18 protein-coding genes, 1 tRNA gene and 1 other RNA gene are annotated in these 19,647 nt (G+C 70.4%); 13 read left to right on the top strand and 7 right to left on the bottom strand.

Going from position 1 to position 19,647, the window contains the following annotated elements; genetic code table 11:
- Positions 1-22 precede the first annotated feature (22 nt).
- Both AAFO60_RS06850 and AAFO60_RS06845 read left to right on the top strand, forming a co-directional pair.
- On the top strand, positions 23-1,111 hold the full coding sequence (locus tag AAFO60_RS06850; RefSeq protein ID WP_347955420.1) for an HtaA domain-containing protein: 1,089 nt from the start codon (positions 23-25) through the stop codon (positions 1,109-1,111).
- A gap of 60 nt (positions 1,112-1,171) precedes the next feature.
- Positions 1,172-2,305, top strand: a complete 1,134-nt coding sequence (locus AAFO60_RS06845; protein WP_347955419.1) for an AI-2E family transporter — start codon at positions 1,172-1,174, stop codon at positions 2,303-2,305.
- Between the two features lie 376 nt (positions 2,306-2,681).
- Here AAFO60_RS06845 and AAFO60_RS06840 read toward each other — a convergent pair.
- A tRNA-Ser gene (locus AAFO60_RS06840) sits at positions 2,682-2,770 on the bottom strand.
- Between the two features lie 60 nt (positions 2,771-2,830).
- Here AAFO60_RS06840 and ffs point away from each other — a divergent pair.
- The 4 genes from ffs (at position 2,831) to AAFO60_RS06820 (ending at position 8,205) form a co-directional block, all read left to right on the top strand.
- Positions 2,831-2,927, top strand: an RNA gene (gene ffs / locus AAFO60_RS06835) — signal recognition particle sRNA small type.
- A gap of 57 nt (positions 2,928-2,984) precedes the next feature.
- Positions 2,985-4,256 carry an aminotransferase class I/II-fold pyridoxal phosphate-dependent enzyme gene (locus AAFO60_RS06830; protein WP_347955418.1) on the top strand — a complete coding sequence of 424 codons (1,272 nt, stop codon included), beginning with the start codon at positions 2,985-2,987 and terminating at the stop codon, positions 4,254-4,256.
- A 9-nt stretch (positions 4,257-4,265) separates the two neighbouring features.
- Positions 4,266-5,540 carry a glycosyltransferase 87 family protein gene (locus tag AAFO60_RS06825; RefSeq protein ID WP_347955417.1) on the top strand — a complete coding sequence of 425 codons (1,275 nt, stop codon included), beginning with the start codon at positions 4,266-4,268 and terminating at the stop codon, positions 5,538-5,540.
- Positions 5,541-5,550: 10 nt separating this feature from the next.
- Entirely contained in the window at positions 5,551-8,205 is a 2,655-nt protein-coding gene (locus tag AAFO60_RS06820; protein ID WP_347955416.1) for a DNA polymerase III subunit gamma and tau, read from the top strand.
- A 48-nt stretch (positions 8,206-8,253) separates the two neighbouring features.
- Here AAFO60_RS06820 and AAFO60_RS06815 read toward each other — a convergent pair whose 3' ends face one another.
- Positions 8,254-9,522 carry a class I SAM-dependent methyltransferase gene (locus AAFO60_RS06815; protein WP_347955415.1) on the bottom strand — a complete coding sequence of 423 codons (1,269 nt, stop codon included), beginning with the start codon at positions 9,520-9,522 and terminating at the stop codon, positions 8,254-8,256.
- On the bottom strand, positions 9,519-10,943 hold the full coding sequence (locus AAFO60_RS06810) for an FAD-binding oxidoreductase (RefSeq protein WP_347955559.1): 1,425 nt from the start codon (positions 10,941-10,943) through the stop codon (positions 9,519-9,521). The genes AAFO60_RS06815 and AAFO60_RS06810 overlap by 4 nt, the downstream gene beginning before the upstream one ends.
- A gap of 117 nt (positions 10,944-11,060) precedes the next feature.
- Between AAFO60_RS06810 and AAFO60_RS06805 the strand changes: the two genes are divergently transcribed.
- Positions 11,061-11,498 (top strand): SRPBCC family protein, encoded by a 438-nt coding sequence (locus tag AAFO60_RS06805; protein ID WP_347955414.1) that lies wholly within the window; start codon positions 11,061-11,063, stop codon positions 11,496-11,498.
- Between the two features lie 62 nt (positions 11,499-11,560).
- Positions 11,561-12,427, top strand: coding sequence for a pseudouridine synthase (locus AAFO60_RS06800; RefSeq protein ID WP_347955413.1), 867 nt, complete (start codon positions 11,561-11,563; stop codon positions 12,425-12,427).
- A gap of 24 nt (positions 12,428-12,451) precedes the next feature.
- On the opposite strand, the gene AAFO60_RS06795 is transcribed toward AAFO60_RS06800, so the two are convergent.
- Entirely contained in the window at positions 12,452-13,267 is an 816-nt protein-coding gene (locus tag AAFO60_RS06795) for a mycofactocin-coupled SDR family oxidoreductase (RefSeq protein ID WP_347955412.1), read from the bottom strand.
- 138 nt (positions 13,268-13,405) lie between these two features.
- Here AAFO60_RS06795 and AAFO60_RS06790 point away from each other — a divergent pair, with 138 nt between their 5' ends.
- The 4 genes from AAFO60_RS06790 (at position 13,406) to AAFO60_RS06775 (ending at position 15,379) form a co-directional block, all read left to right on the top strand.
- Positions 13,406-13,735 carry a hypothetical protein gene (locus tag AAFO60_RS06790; RefSeq protein ID WP_347955411.1) on the top strand — a complete coding sequence of 110 codons (330 nt, stop codon included), beginning with the start codon at positions 13,406-13,408 and terminating at the stop codon, positions 13,733-13,735.
- Between the two features lie 36 nt (positions 13,736-13,771).
- The gene (locus AAFO60_RS06785; RefSeq protein ID WP_347955410.1) at positions 13,772-14,128 is read left to right on the top strand and encodes a YbaB/EbfC family nucleoid-associated protein; all 357 of its coding nucleotides are present in this window, start codon (positions 13,772-13,774) and stop codon (positions 14,126-14,128) included.
- Positions 14,129-14,139: 11 nt separating this feature from the next.
- A complete protein-coding gene (gene recR / locus AAFO60_RS06780; protein WP_347955409.1) occupies positions 14,140-14,751 on the top strand; it encodes a recombination mediator RecR in 612 nt (203 codons plus the stop codon).
- A gap of 130 nt (positions 14,752-14,881) precedes the next feature.
- Positions 14,882-15,379, top strand: a complete 498-nt coding sequence (locus tag AAFO60_RS06775) for a uridine kinase family protein (protein ID WP_347955558.1) — start codon at positions 14,882-14,884, stop codon at positions 15,377-15,379.
- Positions 15,380-15,457: 78 nt separating this feature from the next.
- Here AAFO60_RS06775 and AAFO60_RS06770 read toward each other — a convergent pair whose 3' ends face one another.
- Both AAFO60_RS06770 and AAFO60_RS06765 read right to left on the bottom strand, forming a co-directional pair.
- Entirely contained in the window at positions 15,458-16,171 is a 714-nt protein-coding gene (locus tag AAFO60_RS06770; RefSeq protein ID WP_347955408.1) for a type 1 glutamine amidotransferase, read from the bottom strand.
- Positions 16,168-17,448, bottom strand: coding sequence for a Mur ligase family protein (locus AAFO60_RS06765; protein WP_347955407.1), 1,281 nt, complete (start codon positions 17,446-17,448; stop codon positions 16,168-16,170). Before AAFO60_RS06765 ends, AAFO60_RS06770 begins: the two co-directional genes overlap by 4 nt.
- 110 nt (positions 17,449-17,558) lie before the next feature.
- Between AAFO60_RS06765 and AAFO60_RS06760 the strand changes: the two genes are divergently transcribed.
- Positions 17,559-18,626 (top strand): alpha/beta hydrolase, encoded by a 1,068-nt coding sequence (locus tag AAFO60_RS06760; protein WP_347955406.1) that lies wholly within the window; start codon positions 17,559-17,561, stop codon positions 18,624-18,626.
- A 23-nt stretch (positions 18,627-18,649) separates the two neighbouring features.
- Here AAFO60_RS06760 and AAFO60_RS06755 read toward each other — a convergent pair whose 3' ends face one another.
- Positions 18,650-19,525 (bottom strand): universal stress protein, encoded by an 876-nt coding sequence (locus AAFO60_RS06755; RefSeq protein WP_347955405.1) that lies wholly within the window; start codon positions 19,523-19,525, stop codon positions 18,650-18,652.
- Positions 19,526-19,647: the final 122 nt, after the last annotated feature.

Here is a 19,647-nt window from a genome sequence, read left to right as displayed (position 1 = left end):
AACCCTAGGTTAGGCTCGGCTTATGAAACGACTTCTTCGGTTTGCAGTGGTGATCGCGGCGACGCTGACGGCCGTGGCGTTGACGGCGATCGGCGTCGCGCCCGCAGAAGCGAAGACCTTCCGTCCCGCCATCGAGGTCTTTCTGGCCGACGGCGTCACGCCGGTCGGAGCCACGGTCCTGCACCCCGGTGATCGAGTGGTCGTCAAGGGAACCGGCTTCGACCCGCATGCCAACACCTCCGGTCTCCCGGTGCCCGTGCCGCCGGGCGTTCCGCACGGCACCTTCGTGACCTTCGGCGCCTTCGCGCCTGACTGGCGTCCGTCGACCGGGGCGCCGGAATCCGCGCGCACCACCGTCCGCGCGCAGACCAAATGGGTGCTCTCCCGCGACGCGCTGGGACGCGTGCCCGCCGTGCCCTTCGACATGCGACGCACCGTCCGCCAGCAGTGGGTGCCGCTGAGTCGTTCCGGCGAGTTCACGGCGACGATCGTCCTCGCCACCCCGAAGAAGACGCCCGCCGACGGCCGGTGGGGCATCTACACCTTCGGCGCCGCCGACTCGGTGAACGCCGCGCAAGAGCTGTCGGTGCCGCTTGACTACTCGACGGAGGCCGGCCCGAACACGCCGACACCGGCGCCGAAGAACCTGATCTGGAAGTACTCGCCGACCTTCGCCGACACCGTCCGGCAGACGACGGCCGGAGCGCTGTCGGGCAGCGGCGGCGCCGCGGTCGACGACGCGGGCCGCATGTCGTTCAAGCTGGTCGACAACACCGTCCGCAACGGCAGGGGCCAGCTCCGCTACGCGGGCACCGTCGTCGCGTCGACCAAGTTCCACCTGCTGGAGATCGCGATGGCGGACCCGATCATCCGTCTCGACGGCACTCGCGCCGTGCTCAGCATGCGCACCTCCACCACCGACATGAACGGCGACGACGCGCTGCGCCGCGTCGACATCGCCGACCTGACCCTCACCCGCACCCAGGCCGCCCGCCTGGCACGCGGCGAGAACGTCCAGGCCGTGGCCGCGTCCTTCCGCCCGGGCATCACCCCCACCTCGCTGGCCGCGCTGTCGCTCGGAGACGCCGCACCCGTGACGATCGAGTTCTGACCTGTGCCCCGCGCGGCGAGAGCCCGCGTCGCGCGGGAGGCGCCGGGTAGTCTCACGCCTGTGAAGCCCACACCGGACCGTCTTGAACCGACCGATGCCGGGTGGGCTGCCGCGCAGGTCCCGCCCGGGATTCGCGTCACCGCCGCCTGGACCTGGCGCCTGCTGATCATCGGCGCCGGCCTGTACGTGCTCGGGAAGCTCTTCCTGCGATTCGAGGAACTGGTGGTTCCCGTCGCGATCGCCATCCTGCTGTCGGCGTTGCTGGTACCGGTCGTCGGCTGGCTCGAACGGCATCGGATCCATCGGTCGGTCGGCGTGCTCTCGGCAGTCGTCCTGACCTTCGCCGTGATCGTCGCCGCCCTCGGCTTCGTGGTTCAACAGCTGATCACCGGCATCCCGCGGATGTCAGGCGACGTCGCCGACTCCATCGCGCAGGCCCGCGGCTGGCTCGAGAACGGTCCGCTGAAAGTCGAATCGGAGACCCTGCGCAACAGCAGCAACGACATCATCGGGTGGCTGCGGGCGCACGAGGCGACCATCGCGACCGGCGCCATCGACACCGCCACGATCGCAACCAAACTGGTGACCGCGGCGCTGCTGACCGTCTTCCTGCTCATCTTCTTCCTCTACGACGGCCGCCAGATCTGGAACTTCGTCACCCGGGTCGTACCGGTGCCGCACCGCGACCACGTGCGCGCCGCCGGCGGCGCGGGCTTCCGGACCCTGCAGTCCTATGTGCACGCCACCGTCCTGGTCGCCCTGATCGACGCGGTCTGCATCGGCATCGGGCTGGCGATCCTGCGGGTGCCCCTCGTGCTGCCGCTGGTGGCGCTGATCTTCCTCGGCGCCTTCATCCCGATCGTCGGTTCGGTCGCCGCGGGTTCGCTGGCCGTCGTCGTCGCCCTCGCGACCCGCGGCTGGCTCACCGCGGTGCTCGTGCTCGTCGTGCTGATCGTGGTGATGCAGCTGGAGGGCCACGTGCTCCAGCCCTTCCTGCTCGGACGGTCGGTGCGACTGCACCCGGTCGCCGTCATCGTCGTGATCGCAGGCGGAATCATGATCGCCGGCATCGTCGGCGGCCTGCTCGCGGTGCCGATCCTCGCCTTCCTCAACACCGCCGTCGGCTATCGGCCGGACACCCCCGAGACGGGGCTGGTCGAGGACCCGGTCGAACTGCCCGACGGCCCCGACTGACGCCGCTGGGCGGGGAGCGCCGCCACGCGGGGAGATGCGTTGGAGTTACGCGTGCGGGTTTTGTCCACTGGGTGGGCAAAAGTCGCACGCGTGATTTTTTGGGGGGGAGGGGAGTGTGGGCGAGTGGGAGTGGTGGGATGGGGTGGGGAAGCGGGGTGGCGGGCGGAGGATAGGGGACTCCGTCGCTTCGCGCCTCCTCGAATCGCCGTGCCCGAATGCAAAGGGAAAAGTCCCCCGCCGTCGAGGAACTCGACGGCGGGGGACTTTTCCCTTTGCGGAGGATAGGGGACTCCGTCGCTACGCTCCTCCTCGAATCGCCGTGCCCAAGACGGCAGTAGACCCCGACCTTCGTTCCTCAGGTCGGGGTCTACTGCCGTGGCGGAGGATAGGGGATTCGAACCCCTGAGGGCTGTTAACCCAACCCGCGTTCCAGGCGAGCGCCATAGGCCACTAGGCGAATCCTCCAGGCAGAAATGATGGTAGCGGGTGGGGTGCGCGTAACCCAAAACGACCCGCTACACTGTTCTACGGATCCCGCGCGGCGTGCATCCTGTGAACTCCCCCAGGGCCGGAAGGCAGCAAGGGTCAACGGGCTCTCACGGGTGCGCGGGGTCCGCCTACTTTTTCAAGCGTTACATCTGCAGCCACCGCGCGGTGCGTCTGTGGGAGAGGTGCTCCGTTGAACTTCCACTCCATGAGTGTCGACCAACTCCGCACCACCCAAGACGATCTTCGAAAGCGCTACGAAACACTCAAGGCGGCCGGGCTCAAGCTCGACCTCACGCGCGGCAAGCCCGCCCCCGACCAGCTCGACCTCTCCAACGAGATGCTGTCGCTGCCGGGCGAGACCTACACCAGCCCCGACGGCACCGACTGCCGCAACTACGGAGGCGTCACCGGGCTGCCCGCCCTGCGCGAGATCTTCGGCGAACTCCTCGGCACCGGCGCCGACCGCACCCTCGCCCTCGGCAACGCGAGCCTGCAGATCATGCACGACATCACCGTGCACGCCCTGCTGTCGGGCACCGTCGACTCCGACCGTCCGTGGTCGGCGCAGCCCATCAAGTTCCTCTGCCCGGCTCCCGGCTACGACCGTCACTTCGGCATCACCGAGCGCTACGGCATCGAGATGATCACCGTCCCGATGAACCCCGACGGCCCCGACGTCGACGCCTGCGCCGCACTGACCGCCGCCGACCCGAGCATCAAGGGCATGTGGCTGGTCCCCACCTACTCCAACCCCACCGGCTACTCGGTGTCCGACGAGGTCGCGCGCAAGCTCGCAGCCATGCCCGCCGCCGACGACTTCCGCATCTACTGGGACAACGCCTACGCCGTGCACACGCTCGTCGACCGCGAACCCGAGCCGCTGCCGATCCTCGACTACGCCGCCGACGCCGGAAACCCGAACCGCGTCTACGTCTTCGCTTCCACCAGCAAGATCACCTTCGCCGGTGCCGGAGTCGCCTTCTTCGCGTCCTCGCAGGCCAACCTCGACTGGTTCACCAAGACCCTCGGCGTCTCGACCATCGGCCCCGACAAGCTCAACCAGCTGCGTCACCTGATGTTCCTGCGCGACGCCGACGGCGTCCGCGAGCACATGGCCCGCCACCGCGCGCTCATCGCCCCCAAGTTCGCCAAAGTCCTCGAGATCCTCGAAGACCGCCTCGCCGACAGCAAGATCGCGTCGTGGACCGACCCCGACGGAGGCTACTTCATCAGCCTCGACGTCATCGACGGCGCGGCGGCGCGCACCATCGCGCTCGCCAAGGACGCGGGCATCGCGCTGACCGCGGCGGGATCGACGTTCCCGTACAAGAAGGATCCGCGCGACCAGAACATCCGACTCGCCCCGACCTTCCCGTCGATCGACGAGCTCGCCACCGCCATGGACGGTGTCGCCACCTGCGCGCTGCTGGCCGCGACCGAGGTGTTGCTGGACTCCGAGTAAGCGCGCGTCGTGAAGCTTGAACGGTCGACGCCGCTGCTCGTCGGATTCGGAATTGTCGGACTCCTGGCGATCTGGCTGCAGAACTTCGTCGTCCCGTACACCGAGCCCTACTGGGGGCTGTTCCAGAACTTCCTCGACCTCGACGTCTACCGGGCCGGTGCACAGGTCGTCCTCGACGGCGGCGATCTCTACGACGCCAAGCTCCTCGGCCAGATGGACTTCACCTACGCACCCGTCTCCGTGGTGTTGTTCGCGCCGTTCGCGTGGCTGGGCGCGGGGCCGGCGCACCTGGTCTGGACACTGGCGATCTTCGCCGCCCTCTACCTGGTCATCGTGCTCGGCTTCCGCAGCCTCGGGCACGAGCCGACGTGGCGGCTGCGACTCGTCGCCGCCGCCCTCGTCGCCCTGTCGGCGCTGCTGGAACCGGTGCGCTCGACCATCTGGTTCGGGCAGATCAACGTCTTCCTCATGCTCGTGATCGTCGCCGACCTGCTCCGTCCGGAGGGCAGTCGCCTGCGCGGGGCCGCGGCCGGACTCGCCGCAGGCATCAAACTGACACCGCTCGTCTTCGGCGCGTACCTGGTGGTGACCAGGCAGTGGCGGGCCGCGGTGACGATGGCCTGCGGCTTCGGCGGATCGGTGCTGTTGGGTGCCGTGCTGCTGCCGTCGGCGTCCAAAGACTTCTGGCTCAACGCCATGTTCGACTCCGACCGCGTCTCCTCACCGCAGACCGTCGGCAACCAGTCGATCCGCGGTGCCATCGCCGTCTTCGGTCGGACCGACCACCCCAGCACGCTGCTGTGGCTGATCCTGTCGGCGGCGCTGGTCGTGCTCGCCGGGACCGCGGCCGTCTACGCGCACCGGCACGGCCAGGAACTGCTGGCCCTGTCGATCGTCGGCATGACCTCGTGCGCGGTGTCACCGGTCGCCTGGTCGCACCACTGGGTGTGGGTGGTGCCGCTGCTGGTGGTCGCCATCCACCAGGTCGTCGAACGGCTGTCGGGGTGGCGGCAGGCGGCGGTGGCGGCGCTCGCCGCGGGCGGCTTCCTGGCCGCCGTCGCCTGGCCCACCTACTTCGGGTTCCCGATGTGGTACGCCAACCGCAGCGTCGAGTACGCCTACTTCACCGGGCTGTTCTTCAAGCATCCGCCGGCGTTCGACTGGTTCACCACGCAGCCGTTCACCCTGCTCCTGGTGCTGACGGCGGTGATCACCATCGTCGTGTACCGTCGGCCGGCCCGGCTCGAGGCGCGCACCGGCACGACTGTCTCCGGCCGCCGGTAGTCTTGCCTGCGTGGCTCTCTATCGCACTTACCGCCCGGCAACCTTCGCCGAAGTCGTCGGCCAGGAGCACGTCACCGCGCCCCTGAGTCGGGCGCTCGATACCGGCCGCATCAATCACGCCTACCTGTTCTCCGGGCCGCGCGGCTGCGGCAAGACGTCCTCGGCACGGATTCTGGCGCGTTCGCTCAACTGCGAGCACGGGCCGACCTCCACCCCGTGCGGGACGTGCGCGTCGTGCGTGGCGCTCGGTCCGGGCGGCCCCGGCAACCTCGACGTCGTCGAACTCGACGCCGCCAGCCACGGCGGTGTCGACGACACGCGCGACCTGCGCGACCGCGCCTTCTTCGCCCCGGCCGAATCCCGCTACCGCGTCTTCATCATCGACGAGGCGCACATGGTGTCGTCGGCCGGTTTCAATGCGCTGCTCAAGATCGTCGAAGAGCCGCCCGAGCACCTCATCTTCATCTTCGCGACCACCGAGCCGGAGAAGGTGCTGACGACCATCAAGTCGCGCACCCACCACTACCCGTTCCGGCTCCTGGCTCCGCCGGTGATGCGCGGACTGCTGGAGAACATCTGCGCCAAGGAGGGCGTGAGGGTCGCGCCCGAGGTGTATCCGCTGGTCATTCGGGCCGGCGGCGGTTCCCCGCGCGACAGCCTCAGCATCCTCGACCAGCTCCTCGCCGGCGCAGGTGAAGAGGGGGTCACCTACGACCGCGCACTGTCGCTGCTCGGCGTCACCGACTCGGCGCTCATCGACGCCGCCGTCGACGCGCTCGCCGCCGGCGACGGCTCGGCGCTGTTCGGCGTCGTCGAGAGCGTGGTGGACGCCGGACACGATCCGCGACGGTTCGCGATCGACCTGCTCGACCGGTTCCGCGACCTCATCCTCATTCAGGCGGTGCCCGACGCCGCCGAGCGCGGACTGGTGGAGGCGCCCGACGATCAGCTCGCGAGCATGCAGGACGCGGTGACGAGGATCGGCCCGGCCACCCTGACCCGGTACGCGGAGGTGGCGCACGGCGCGCTCGGCGAGATGCGCGGCACCACCTCGCCCCGGCTGCTGCTTGAGGTGATGTGTGCGCGACTGCTGCTTCCGGCGGCGACCGCCGACGACGCGGCACTCCTGCAGCGCATCGAGACCCTGGAGCGACGCCCGGCGGCGCCCGCCGGGACGGTGGCCGGGGGGACGGTGGCAGGGGGGACGGTGGCCGACGTCGTCGTGCCCGCCGTCCCCGGAGCGCCCGCGCCCGACGAACCCGCACCTCGGTTCGTCCGACCGTCCCAGCGCAAGGCGGCCGAACAGGCCCGTCAGTCGGCGGCCGAGGTCCCAGCGCCGGAGCAGCCCGCTCCGACCGACGCGCGAGTCGTCGCTGAACCGTCGGCGCCTGCACAGGCAGCACCCGCACCCGCGCCTGCACAGGCAGCACCCGCGCCCGCACAGGCCGCACCTGAGCCTGCCGAGGTTGCGCCCGCCGCACCGGCACCCGCCGAGGCTGCGCGCGAGCCGATCGAGCAGAATCCCCCGGCGCCCGAACCCGTGGTGCCCGCCGCTGCCGCACCGGAGCCGACCGCACCGGAGCCGACCGCACCGGAGCCGACCGCACCGGAAACGGTTGCACGGGAAGCGGTTGCGCCGGTGAACCCCGAGCTCGCGGCGACCGAGCCCGTGACGCCGGTGGCTGCCGAGCCCGCCGCGATGGCACCGCCCGCGCCGCATCCGCCCGCGGTGTCGGATCCGCGCGCGCCCGAGTCACCGGCTCGGCCGGTGCGGGATGCGGCCCATGCCTACGATGACGACATTCCGCTGCCGCCCGAGCCCGCGCTGGAATCGGAGTACCGCCCCGAATCCGACCGGCGGTCGGTTCCGCAGCCGCCTGCGGCCGAGCCGGAGCCGGAGCCGGTCGCGCCCACCGGGCTGAGCGTCGCCGACGTCTCGGCACGCTGGCCCGACCTTCGCGCCGCGGTCCGCAGCCGCAGCTCGGTCCTCGAAGCGATGCTGTCGGCGGCATTCGTGCACCAGGTCGACGGCGCGCACGTGGTGCTCGGCCATCCGCACACCGCGCTGGTCGGGCGACTGTCGGACGACCGTGGGCTGCGCGCGCTGACCGAGGCCCTCGGTGAGGTGTTCGGGCCCGGCTTCACCGTCGGCGTCGTGCACGCCCAGCCCGGCTCGGCTCCCGCCCAGAACGATCGAACCCAGAACGGCCAAGCCCAGAACGGTCAGACCCAGAACGATCGGACTCAGCAGGGGTCGACCCCGGCGGCCAGACGTGCTGCGGACGGTGCGCGGGGGCAGGCGAATCCGGGGTCCGAGGGGAGCGCGAGGGAGCAAGCTCAGACCGCGGCCGGGCAGGCTCCCGCCCAGCAGCCCCGGTCGTCCGGTGCCGCGGAGGCACCTGGGCAGCAGCCTGCGCGTCGGCCGGTCTACACCCGGCCGAGTCGGGCGCACGGCGCCCCGCCGCCGGACGACGGCTACGACGCACCGCCGCCGCCCGAGCCCGACGAGCCGGCGCCGCCCGTCCCGGACGAGGAACTGACCGACGCCGAGCGCGACGAGATGATCGCGCAGGCGCAGAACGGGACCCCCGACCACCGGTTGGATCCCGACCAGGTGGCACTGGAACTGCTCAAGTCGGAGCTCGGCGCCCGCCCCATCGAATAGCGTCGCCGAGGCCGCCCACCTGGAACGGGAGCGGGCGGAGTCGGCCGCCTACGGCTCCCACCACGGGCGCAGCGGCAGCGTGGTGGTCGAGTCGAGCTGCAGCTTCGTCGCCAGCACATGGTGCAGCTGAGTGATGTTGCGTTCGAACCCGATCCGGCAGCCGGCCATGTACAGGCCCCAGAGTCGGGCCGTGCCCTCGCCGACCTCGGCGACGGCCTCGTCCCAGTTCGCGACCAGGTTGGCGTTCCAGTCGCGCAGGGTCAGCGCGTAGTGGTGCCGGAAGTTCTCCTCGTGCAGCACTTCCAGACGCCCGACGTCCTGCATCTTCGAGATGATGGTGCCCGAACCGGTCAGCTCCCCGTCGGGGAAGACGTACCGGTCGATGAACGGTCCGGCCTTGCTGCGGGTCCGGTTCTCCGGTCGGGTGATGCAGTGGTTGAGGACGAGCCCGCCGGCGCGGAGCTTGTCGCGCATGAAGCCGAAGTACTTGGGATAGTTCGACACCCCGATGTGCTCGGTGAGTCCGATGGACGAGATGGCGTCGAAGTTCGACTCGGTGACGTCGCGGTAGTCGCTGAACCGGACCTCCGCGAACTCCGACAGGCCCTCGTCCTCGATCGCCTGCTGTGCCCAGCGCGCCTGCTCGCTCGACAGGGTCACGCCGAGCGCGTGGACACCGTGGCGGGCGGCGTAGCGGACCATGCCGCCCCAGCCGCAGCCCATGTCGAGCAGTCGGTCGCCGGGCTGCAGGCGCAGCTTCTCGAAGATGAGGCGATACTTGTTCTCCTGGGCCTCCTCGAGCGTCGCGTCCGGCGTCGGGTAGACGGCGCACGTGTAGGTCATCGACTCACCGAGGACCAGCTCGTAGAAGCGGTTCGACACGTCGTAGTGGTAGTGGATCACCTCGGCGTCGCGCTCGCGGCTGTGCCGCAGGCCCTCGGCCATCCGACGCCAGCGGGGCAGGCTCTCCTGCGGCGGCGGCGGAATCAGCTTGAAGTGTTCGAGTCCGATGGCGCGGGCGACCTGCGCCATCTCGAAGGCGCTCGGCTTGGTGAACTTCAGGTCGCCGGCCAACGCCTGCAGGGCGCCGTACGGGTCGCCGGGGTGGGCGCCGATCAGTTCCAGGTCGCCGGCCACGTAGGCCCGCGCCAGCCCGAGATCGCCGGGGGCGGTGACGAGATAGGTGGTGCCTCGCGGCGTCTTGAGGTTCAGGCCGTATGTGGCGTTCTCGGGGCCCGCGCTGCTCCCGTCGTACGCTGTGATCCGGATGGCCAGGTCGTGCCCGACGAGGGTCTCGAAGATCTGGGCCAATTTCATGCGCGCTTCACCGCTTTCTCGTAGAGGCTGAGCAGTCGGCCGCGGGGGTCGTACCGCCGCTTCAGCGCACGGTACCCGTCGCCGCCGTAAAGTTGGTCGAATTCTTCTGGGCTGTAGAAGGATTCGGAGTACAGGGACTTGTGTCCACCCAACTCGCTGACGCGTTGCTCGATGAGCCGATTGGTGTGTCCGGGCTTGCCCGGCGTGACCGGCACGCCCGACCAGAACCCGATGTTGACGTAGAACTTCCCGCGCTGCAGCGGGTACAGCGACCACGGTCGACCGATCGCCGCGGTCTCGCCGGGCCGATCGACGGGCGACGGCTCGGCCAGCTTGAGCGGACAGAGCCAGATCGGTTCGATCGGGATCTCGGCGAGGAACCAGTCGACGAACTCGGCGGTCCGCTCGATCGGCACCTCGATGTCCTGGACGACCCGTTCGGTGGGCGGCAGGCCCTTCCGGGCGTTCAACCGGTCGCCGATGTCCCACCGCTGGTCGTATCCGATGAGTTTCCAGTAGAAGCTGCTGCGCAGGTATCTGGCGGGCCAGAAGCGGCGGATCCGCGGATTCTGGGCCCCGAAGGCGCGCGAGCACCAGAACCAGTCGGTGTCCCAGCGCCACAGGTAGTCGTGAACGGTCAGCCGATCCCGCTTCGGCTCGACGTCGTCGTGCTGGATCGACCGGTAGAAGATGTGCGTGTCGGTGTAGTCGCTCACCGGGCCCGGCTCGTCGGTCTGCCTGCCCAGCACCAGGTAGCCCTCGTCGGCGGTGAAGACGACGCCGTCGAGGTAGTCGACGCGTTCGCCCAGGTACTCGCCGTCGGCGGCGATCTCGGCCATCAGCTCCTGCAGTTCCCGGGTGCCGTGCACCCGGACGTGCCGCAGTTCGACGTACGGCGCCACCTTCTCCAGGCGGATGGTGAGGCGGACCGAGTAGCCGAGCGTGCCGTAGGAGTTGGGGAACCCGAAGAACAAGTCGCGGTGTTCGTTGTCCGGTCGGGCGATCACCAGTTCGCCTGTGCCGGTGAGGATCTCCATCTCGATGACGGATTCGTGGGGGAGCCCGTTGCGAAACGAGCTGCTCTCGATGCCCAGCCCGGTGACCGCGCCGCCGAGGGTGATGGTCTTCAGCTGCGGCACCACCAGCGGGGCGAGCCCGTAGGGGAGGGTCGCAGCCACCAGGTCCTCGTAGGTGCACATCCCGGCCACCTCGGCGGTCTGCGCCTCCGGATCCACCGAGATCACCCGGTGCAGGCCGGACACGTCGAGCCCGGGCGCCGACGTCGCTGCACGCTTGCGGAACAGGTTCGACGTCTTCTTGGCGAGCCGGACGTTCGCCCCGTCGGGGATGGCGTGATAACTGTCCAGGAGTTTGCGCTTGCCACGCCGGAATGCGAGTTCCCCGTACTCGGATGCGTTCAAAGCCACATTCCCACCGTAGCCTGATCGCCAGTACGGTGGATGGAGTCTTTCCGCCCACCCGGAATCTTGCGCCGCGACGCGGTCTGCATGCCGACTCGTTCAAAGGAGCCACGACAAGTGGGACAGGTAACCGCCACGACCAGCCTCTCGATCAATGCCGCACCGGAGGCGGTCAGCGCCGCGCTCGCCGACTACGCGACCGTCCGCGAGTCCCTCCTGCCCGCCAACTTCCGTGATTACCGGGTCGACGCGGGCGGGCAGGGTGCGGGCACCGTGGTGCACTGGATTCTGCAGGCCACCGAGAGCCGTCAGCGCGATGTGCTCGCCGATGTGACGGTGTCCGGCGACACCATCACCGAGACCGACCGCAACTCGACCATGGTCACCACCTACCGCGTCACCGCGGCCGGGGCCGGCTCGCAGGTCGAGACCACCACCACCTGGAAGGGTGCGGGCGGCATCGGCGGCTTCTTCGAGCGCACCTTCGCGCCCAAGGGACTCAACCGCATCCAGACCGAGCTGCTGACCAACCTCAAGAACCGACTCGAGAACTGAGTCGTCGGGGACGCCGCCGCGTCAAACCGCTGCCCGCCCGGGATGGCATCGACGCCACCCGGGTGGTTCTGCGTGTGGGGCCGGCCTCGGTGCTGGAGGCGCTGCTGGCGGCGCCGTCGCTGAGCGGCCTGTCCGAGCGCGACCTGCGCGAGCGCGCGGCCGCGGGCGAGATCGTCGATCTGGACGGCCGCCCGGTCGAGCTGGGCGCCGCGGTCCCTCGCCCGGTGTCGGCGTACCTGTATCGCGATGTGCCGCAGGAGTTTCCGGTGCCCTTCCCGATGCCGATCCTGCACGTCGACGACGATCTGGTCGTCGTCGACAAACCGCACTTCCTGGCCACCATGCCGCGGGGCGCGCACGTGCGAGAGACCGCGCTGGTCCGATTGCGGCGTGACCTGGGATCCGACGAGGTCGCGCCCGCGCACCGGTTGGACCGGCTGACCGCAGGCGTGCTGCTGTTCACCCGCCGCCGCGAGGTCCGCGCGGCCTATCAGGAGTTGTTCGCCGAGCGTCGGGTGCACAAGGAGTACCGGGCCCTGGCGCCGGCCGACGACTCGCTGTCGGGCGGGGCCCGCGTGGTGAACCGGATCGTCAAGACCGCCGGCGACCTGCGAGCCCGGACTGCGCCGGGGGAACCGAACGCGATCAGCGACATCGCGCTGCTGCGCCGCCGCGACGACGGGCTCGCCGAGTACCGGCTGCTGCCCCACACCGGCCGCACCCACCAGCTCCGCATGCACATGGCTGCGCTGGGGGTCCCGATCCTCGGCGACCCGCTCTACCCCGAGGTCGATCCGGTCCTCGCCACCGCCGGCGATCGGGGCGACTTCTCGACGCCGCTGCACCTGGTCGCTCAGCGCCTGTCGTTCATCGACCCGCTGAGCGGCAGCCGGCGCACCTTCGAATCGGCCCGCTCCTTCGACGGCTGACGGTGCCCAGCGGGTCGGGTTCGGTCAGCGGTTCAGGTTCCCGATGTCGATCGGCATCTGCACGCCGGTCAGGTACTTCGCCTCGCTCGAGCACAACCATGCGACGACCGCGGCGATCTCGTCGGGCGCGATGATCTGGTCGGGCAGGGCGTTCATGTAGATCGGCCCCAGGGTGCTCGCGTGATCGGCCAGCAGCGACTGGAAGCTGCTCATGTCCATACCGGTCGCGACGCCCGCCGGGTGCACGGTGTTGACGCGGATCCGATCCTGCCCGAGCTCGTTCGCCATCACCTTCGCCAAGCCGGTGATGCCGTGTTTGGCGGCCGCGTAGGCGGCGAAGAAGGGGGTGCCCTTGAGACCGGCAACCGAACTGGTGAACACCATCGACCCGCCTTCGCCCTGCTTCAGCAGGATCGGGACGGCGGCCTTGGCGGTGTGGAAGACGCCGGTCAGGTTCACGTCGAGCATCTCCTGCCACGCCTGCGCGGTGATCTCCCACGACCGGCCCGTCGAGCAGATGCCCGCGTTGGCGATGACGAAGTCGAGGCGCCCCAGTTCGGCGACGCCGGCCGTCAGGGCGGACTGCAGTCCGTCGAAGTCGCGGACGTCGGTCTTGGTGGCGAGGATGCGGCGTCCGGTGGCCTCGACCAGGCGCACGGTCTCGGCGAGGTCGGCGTCGGTGGCGCCCGGATAGGGCGTGGAGTCGAACTCGGTGCACGCGTCGAGCGCGATGATGTCGGCGCCTTCGGAGGCGAACCTGAGCGCCTCGGCGCGGCCCTGTCCGCGAGCGGCGCCGGTGATGAAGGCGACCTTGTCGGTGAAGCGAGCGGGGGAGGTCATGGTGTGCTCCTTGTGGATCGACGGGCGACGGTGCTCCCCGCACCGTAGGACGCCGGCCGGTCGGATGTCGGATTTCCTCCCGCTCAGCGGCACGGCGGGGCGGGCGCGAGTCCGTCCGCGCCACGTACTCTCGCGTCCATGGCGATCATCGCGTCCTATGAGCGGCACCCGGATCTCGGTTGCGAGGCCGTGGTCTTCCTCGACGAGGACTCCGACGGTTGCTTCCAACTCCAGCGCGACCTGCCGGGCGGCCCGCGAGCCGGTCGGTGCTGCCTCACGACGGGGGCGGGCGCGCCGGTCTACGACGCGGTGATCCAGTGGCGGCGGGTCGGTGATCGGTTCGAGTTCGCCCTGACCCCGCGCGCGGCGCGGCTGTTCGGCGACGAGGTGCTGTCGTTCGAGGTGATCGCCGGTGACGGGGTGAGCGTGGATGAGGTCGCCGACCACATCGCCCGGCTGCTGGGGTGACGCGATCGGGCGGCGCGACCGACTATCCTGAGGGGCGTGACTGACGCATTCGATCCCAGTGCATTGTTCGGCGGCGGAGCCGGCGGCGACAACCCGATGGCGGGGCTGCTCGCCCAGGTGCAGCAGATGCAGAGCCAGGTGGAGTCGGCGCAGCAGGAGATGGCGGCAGCCGAGGTGACCGGCAGCGCCGGAAACGGCCTGGTCACGGTCACCGGCAACGGAACCGGTGAAGTGACCGCGGTGAAGATCTCGCCGGAGGTCGTCGACCCGCAGGACGTGGAGACGCTGCAGGACCTCGTCATCGGTGCGCTCGCCGATCTCGCTGATCGTCGCGACGCCCTGGTGGCCGAGAAGATGGGGCCGCTCGCGGGCGGGCTGCCCGGGCTGGGCTGACCGAGTCCGCCATGTACGAAGGACCGATTCAGGATCTGATCGACCAGCTCGCGAAACTGCCGGGACTGGGCCCGAAGGGCGCCCAGCGCATCGCCTTTCACCTGCTGGCCGGTGAGAACGTCGAGATCGATCGGCTGATCGGTGCGCTCGAGCACGTTCGCGACGACGTCACGTTCTGCGCCGAATGCGGAAACGTGGCGGCCGAGCGGCTGTGCCGGATCTGCGGCGACGGTCGCCGGGACGCCACCAAGATCTGCGTGGTGGAGGAGCCCAAGGACATCTACGCGATCGAGCGGACCCGGGAGTTCAACGGCCGCTACCACGTGCTCGGCGGGGCCCTGGACCCGTTGTCGGGGATCGGTCCCGATCAGCTTCGGATCCGCGAACTCCTGCGCCGCCTCGGCGATCAGCCAGACGGCCGGGAGGTCTCCGAGATCATCGTCGCGACCGACCCGAACACCGAGGGGGAGGCCACCGCGACCTATCTGCTGCGGATGCTCAAGGACTTCCCGGGACTGTCGGTCACGCGACTGGCGTCGGGCCTGCCGATGGGCGGCGACCTGGAGTTCGCCGACGAACTGACCCTCGGTCGCGCGCTGTCGGGTCGGCGCATCCTGGTCTGAACGCGTGTCCGACCTGCCTGCGGCCGGCCGCCCCCAGAGCCCGCCCGACCAGACCCCGCGCGATCCGTCCCCGCGCGACTGGGCGTGGTTGGCCGACGACGTCGCCGTCCGCGGCGGCCTGACCGACGGGATGGTCGCGATCGACGGCCCCTCGGGCGCGGGCAAGAGCACGTTCGCCGCCGAACTGGTGCGGGCACTGGCCGACCGGGGACGGCAGGCGGTGCTGATCAGCACCGACGACTACGCGACGTGGGACGATCCGGCGGCGTGGTGGGACGAGATGGAACGCGATGTGATTAGCGCTTACGAGCGACACCACGATTACACCTACCGTCCGCGGGTGTGGGTCGACGGCGTGCCCGCGGCGGGACCGGAGGTGTGGGTCCGGTGGCAGCCGATCCTCGTGGTCGAGGGCGTGACCTCGGCGCGCCGGCGCAGCGCGCACCGCTTCACCAAGCGGTTCTGGATCGACGGTCCGACCGCCGCCGAGCGGCTGGCGCGAACCGTCGCCCGCGACGGGGAGGCCGAACGCGACCACCTGCAGCGATGGCAGGACTTCGAGGAGGGCTGGTTCGCCGTCGACGACACCCGCGCGCGCTGCGAGGTCCTGGGGCCGTCCCGCCGCTGACACCGTCGGTCGCGTAGCGGAGACATGAAGCCGGCCGACCCGGCACGATCTCGTCGGCGGCCCGGCCCCGGGCGCTTCTCACCGTGCAGCGGCCAGCCGCTCCCTGCGCAGGCGTTCCACCTGCGGCAGCTCGAGCGGTGCCAGTTCGGTGCCGGTGGCCTTGCCGAGCAGGTAGTCGGCCAGTTCGGGATTGCGTGCCAGCACCGGTCCGTGCATGTAGGTGCTGACGACGCTGCCCTGCACCGCGCCTTCGACGGCCTCGCCCGCACCGTTGCCGACACCGTGGCGGACGCGGCCGAGCGGGCGGGCGGCCGGGCCCAGCGAGGTGGCTCCGCGGTGGTTCTCGAAGCCCGACAGCGGCTGCGACAGCCCGTCGATCGCCGGGACGGTGACCAGTTCGCCGATGGCGCGGGCCTCGCGCGGGGAGGTGGTGAGGTCGAGCATGCTGATGCCCGAGACCCGCTCGCCCGCGGCCGTCTCGTACCAGTGGCCGAGCACCTGGATCGCCGCGCAGATCGCGAGCACCGGGCGCCCGGCGTCGGCCGCGCGCTGCAGACCCGGGTAGCGCTGCAGGTGCCGGGTAGCCAGCCGCTGCGCATAGTCCTCGGCGCCGCCCAGGGTGTACACGTCCAGCGAGTCGGGGACCTCGTCGTCGAGGGTGATGGAGACGATCTCGGCGTCGATGCCGCGCATCCGCGCGCGCTGGCGCAGGATCAGGGCGTTGCCGCCGTCGCCGTAGGTGCCCATGACGTCGGGCAGCACGAGCCCGATCCGCAGTGTCGATTCGCTCATCGGAGGCTCCCCTCGGTGGAGACCGGCGTGGCGCCCGCGCGTTCGAGCGCCACCCCGAGGTCGCGGAACGCGGTGTAGTTGGCGAGCACTTCGACCCGGCCGGGCGGGCAGGCGGCGATGGCGTCGAACGGGTCGTCGATCACCGTGTGCTCGGATCCGGCGTACAGCAGGCGCACCGACAGGTCGGCGGCCCGCTCGCCTGCCGCGATCACCTTGGTCTGCTCGAAGGCTTCGAATCGCACATCCCACAGCCACGACAGGTCCTCGCCGTCGGGCACCTGGCCGTTGACCGCGATGACCAGGCTGTCGGCGGTCTCGTCGATCATCGACAGCGCCTCCTGCCAGCCGGCGGGATTCTTCGCCAGGAGGGTCCGGATGCGGTGACCGCCCAGGTCGACGGTGCCGTACCGGCCGGCGACCTCGCCGACGGTGCCGACCGCGCGGACCGCGGCGGCCGGGTCGGCGCCCATCGCTACCGCGGTCGCGATCGCCTGGGTGGCATTGCCGCGGTTGGCTCGGCCGGGCACCTTCAGGGTCATCGGCGCGACGAAACCGTCGGGGCCGTAGACGTTCTCGTCGTCGAACCACCACTGGGGCGCCGGGCGGGCGAAGGCCTCGTCGCCGGTCGACCGCCAGTGATCACCGGTGCGGACGATCGGCTCACCCGACCGCGGGCAGCTCACCGAGTCGCCGACCCAACTGGCGCCCGCCGCCACCCACACCACGTGCGGGGCGTCGAAGGCCGCCGAGGTGACCAGCACGTCGTCGCAGTTGGCGACGATGACGGCGCCGGGGTGCCGGGCGATCCCTCCGCGCAGGCTCTGCTCGATGACGTTGATCTCGCCGACCCGGTCGAGCTGATCACGCGAGAGGTTCAGCAGGGTGATGACGGCGGGGGAGGTGTTGTCGGCGACGTGCGCGACGTGCAGCTCGTCCACCTCGAGCGCCGCGACGGGAGCGCTGCGGTGCAGGCTGAGGGTGGCGATGATGCCCGCATCCATGTTGGCGCCGTCGGCCTGGGTGGCGACCTCGCCGAGCCCGGCCAGGGCGGCCGCAGTCATCCGGGTGGTCGTCGACTTGCCGTTGGTGCCGGTGATCAGCGCCGTCGACTTGCCCGCCGCCAGCCGCGCCATGATCTGCGGATCGATCTTCTCGGCCACCAGCCCGCCGATCATCGAGCCCTTGCCGCGCCCGGCGGTTCGGGACGCCCAGCGGGCTGCTGCTGCGGCGGCGAGCGCCGCACGAGTGCGGATGGGTACGCGGGGTGCTTCCGGCATTACTCGAGTTTCCCACATCCGCGGGAGTGTCCGGCCCCACCGGTGACCGGACGCGTCGTCGCCCGGCGCACCGGGTGACTATTACAACGCTCGGTGATAAGTTCGCCCGTGTGAGTCGCGCAACAGCAGTCAAGCTGCCCCTCCCGTTCCGCATCCAACGGTCGCTGCTCAAAGCGACGAGCAGGACGCCCGCGCCCATCCGGTCGGTGATGGGTCGCTTCACCAGCGTCAACGCGGACGGCGACCGCCTGGATCCCAGCCTGGCACTGGTCGCGACGGCGTCGGCGCACATCCCGAGCCTGGCGTTGGTCGGCGACCGAGTCGACACCTCGCGGCGGTCGATCGAACTCAACAGCGCGATGATGGCGCCGGACTTCGAGCCCTTCGCCGTCGAAGAGGACCTGGTCATCGAGACCGGCGCGGTCGCGGTCCCCGCCACCCGCTACAGCGTGACCGGCCGTGGGCGCGGCCTGATCGTCTTCTTCCACGGCGGCGGCTTCGTGCTCGGCAGCCGGGCCAGTCACGACTCCGCGGCGCGCGCGTTGGCGGTCGCCTCCGGCGCCGACGTGCTGTCGGTCGACTACCGGCTCGCGCCCGAGCACCAGTTTCCGGCGGCGGTCGACGACTCCGTCGCCGCGTGGCGCTTCGCCGTCGACAAGGCCCCGGACTGGGGCATCGATCCGCGCCGGATCGCGGTGGCCGGCGACTCGGCGGGCGGCAACCTCGCCGCCGTCGTGGCCCAGCAGGTGCGGGGCGACGACGTGACGCCGTGCCTGCAGCTGCTCATCTACCCGGTCGTCGACATGTCGCGTAAGCGCGACTCGATCCGCGAGTTCTCGACCGGCTACTTCCTCACCGAGGCGCAGATCGACTACTTCTGCGACACGTACCTGGCCTCACGGGATCAGCTCGCCGATCCGCGGGTCTCGCCGCTGCTCGCCGCCGACCTGTCCGGACTCGCTCCCGCGCACGTCGTCGTGGCGGGTTTCGACCCGCTGCGCGACGAAGGGCTGGAGTACGCCGATGCGCTGTCGAAGGCCGGGGTCGCGGTGACCGTGGAGCGCGCCGGGGCGATGATCCACGGTTTCATCAACATGGCCCTGTTGAGTCCGGCGGCGCAGGCGAGCGTGACCCGGATGGGACGTGCGGTGGCCGAGGCGATGGACGCGATCGGCTGAGCACGGCCCGTCCGGGCGGGCCGTCAGGACCCGTGCACCACCATCACCGGGCAGGCCGCGGTCTGCAGCACCGCCTGGCTGGTGGAGCCGAGGACCAGTCCGCGGAAGCCGCCGCGGCCGCGGCTGCCGAGCACCACCAGTTGCGCTGTTTCGGCCAGGTCTGCGATCGCCTCTGCGGGCGGGCCCTCGCGGACCACCGGTTCGACGGTCACATCGGGATGGTTCTCGCGGTAGCCGGCGAGCTGGGAGCCGAGCGCCTCGGCGGCCTCCTCGCGCAGCTGGCGGACCAGGCGCTCGAACTCGTCGGGATAGAAGGCGGCGCCGGTCGTGCCGCCGTAGGTGTGGACCGCGGTCAGCGGTGACCGAAGCCAGTCGGCCCACTCGAAGGCGGCACCGATGGCCGCCGTCGACACGGGGGAGCCGTCGACACCGACGACCACCGGGCCGGACTCGGGCGTCGCGCCGCTGATCACCACCACCGGGCAGTTCGCGTGGGCGACGGCGTCGGTGCTCACCGATCCCATCAGCAGACCGCGTACGCCGCCGAGTCCGCGCCGGCCGAGCACGAGCAGTCGCGCCCGATGCGAGACATCGCGCAGGGTGAGCGCCGGCGCGCCCTCGATGATCTCGGTGGTCACCGCGACCTTCGGCGCCGCGGCGGCCGCCTCTTCCGCGGCCGTCGCGACGGCGGCCTCGGCGAAGTTGCGTGCGGCGTTGACGAAGGTGTCCGCGGCGTACGCCGAGGTCAGGCTGAACTGCATCACGTACGGAGGGGTGACGCTGATCACCTGCAGCGGCGCGTCGACGAGGGCGGCGGTCCGCGCCGCCCACCGGACTGCGTTGAGCGCGTGTTCGGAACCGTCGACCGCGACCACGACCGGCAACTGACCAGACATCATCACCACATCCTTCGGGGAGGTTTCGCTATCAGCCTGCCAGAGGTTGCGCCGCGAACACGCCCAACGGGACGAAAGACTCCGCCGGATCGGGACGCTCGGCCTCCGGTCGGCACCGCGTCGGC

This window comes from Gordonia aichiensis (assembly GCF_039946255.1).
In the GTDB taxonomy this organism is placed as follows: Bacteria; Actinomycetota; Actinomycetes; order Mycobacteriales; family Mycobacteriaceae; genus Gordonia; species Gordonia aichiensis_A.
The sequence above is the reverse complement of the archived record's forward strand: the minus strand, read 5'-3'. Positions and strand labels throughout refer to the sequence as shown.

Coding starts and splice junctions, on each gene's coding strand:
- AAFO60_RS06850 (WP_347955420.1), top strand. CDS start 23: ATGAAACGACTTCTTCGGTTTGCAGTGGTGATCGCGGCGACGCTGACG.
- AAFO60_RS06815 (WP_347955415.1), bottom strand. CDS start 9,522: ATGAAATTGGCCCAGATCTTCGAGACCCTCGTCGGGCACGACCTGGCC.
- AAFO60_RS06795 (WP_347955412.1), bottom strand. CDS start 13,267: ATGACCTCCCCCGCTCGCTTCACCGACAAGGTCGCCTTCATCACCGGC.
- AAFO60_RS06790 (WP_347955411.1), top strand. CDS start 13,406: ATGGCGATCATCGCGTCCTATGAGCGGCACCCGGATCTCGGTTGCGAG.
- recR (WP_347955409.1), top strand. CDS start 14,140: ATGTACGAAGGACCGATTCAGGATCTGATCGACCAGCTCGCGAAACTG.
- AAFO60_RS06775 (WP_347955558.1), top strand. CDS start 14,882: ATGGTCGCGATCGACGGCCCCTCGGGCGCGGGCAAGAGCACGTTCGCC.
- AAFO60_RS06770 (WP_347955408.1), bottom strand. CDS start 16,171: ATGAGCGAATCGACACTGCGGATCGGGCTCGTGCTGCCCGACGTCATG.
- AAFO60_RS06765 (WP_347955407.1), bottom strand. CDS start 17,448: ATGCCGGAAGCACCCCGCGTACCCATCCGCACTCGTGCGGCGCTCGCC.
- AAFO60_RS06755 (WP_347955405.1), bottom strand. CDS start 19,525: ATGATGTCTGGTCAGTTGCCGGTCGTGGTCGCGGTCGACGGTTCCGAA.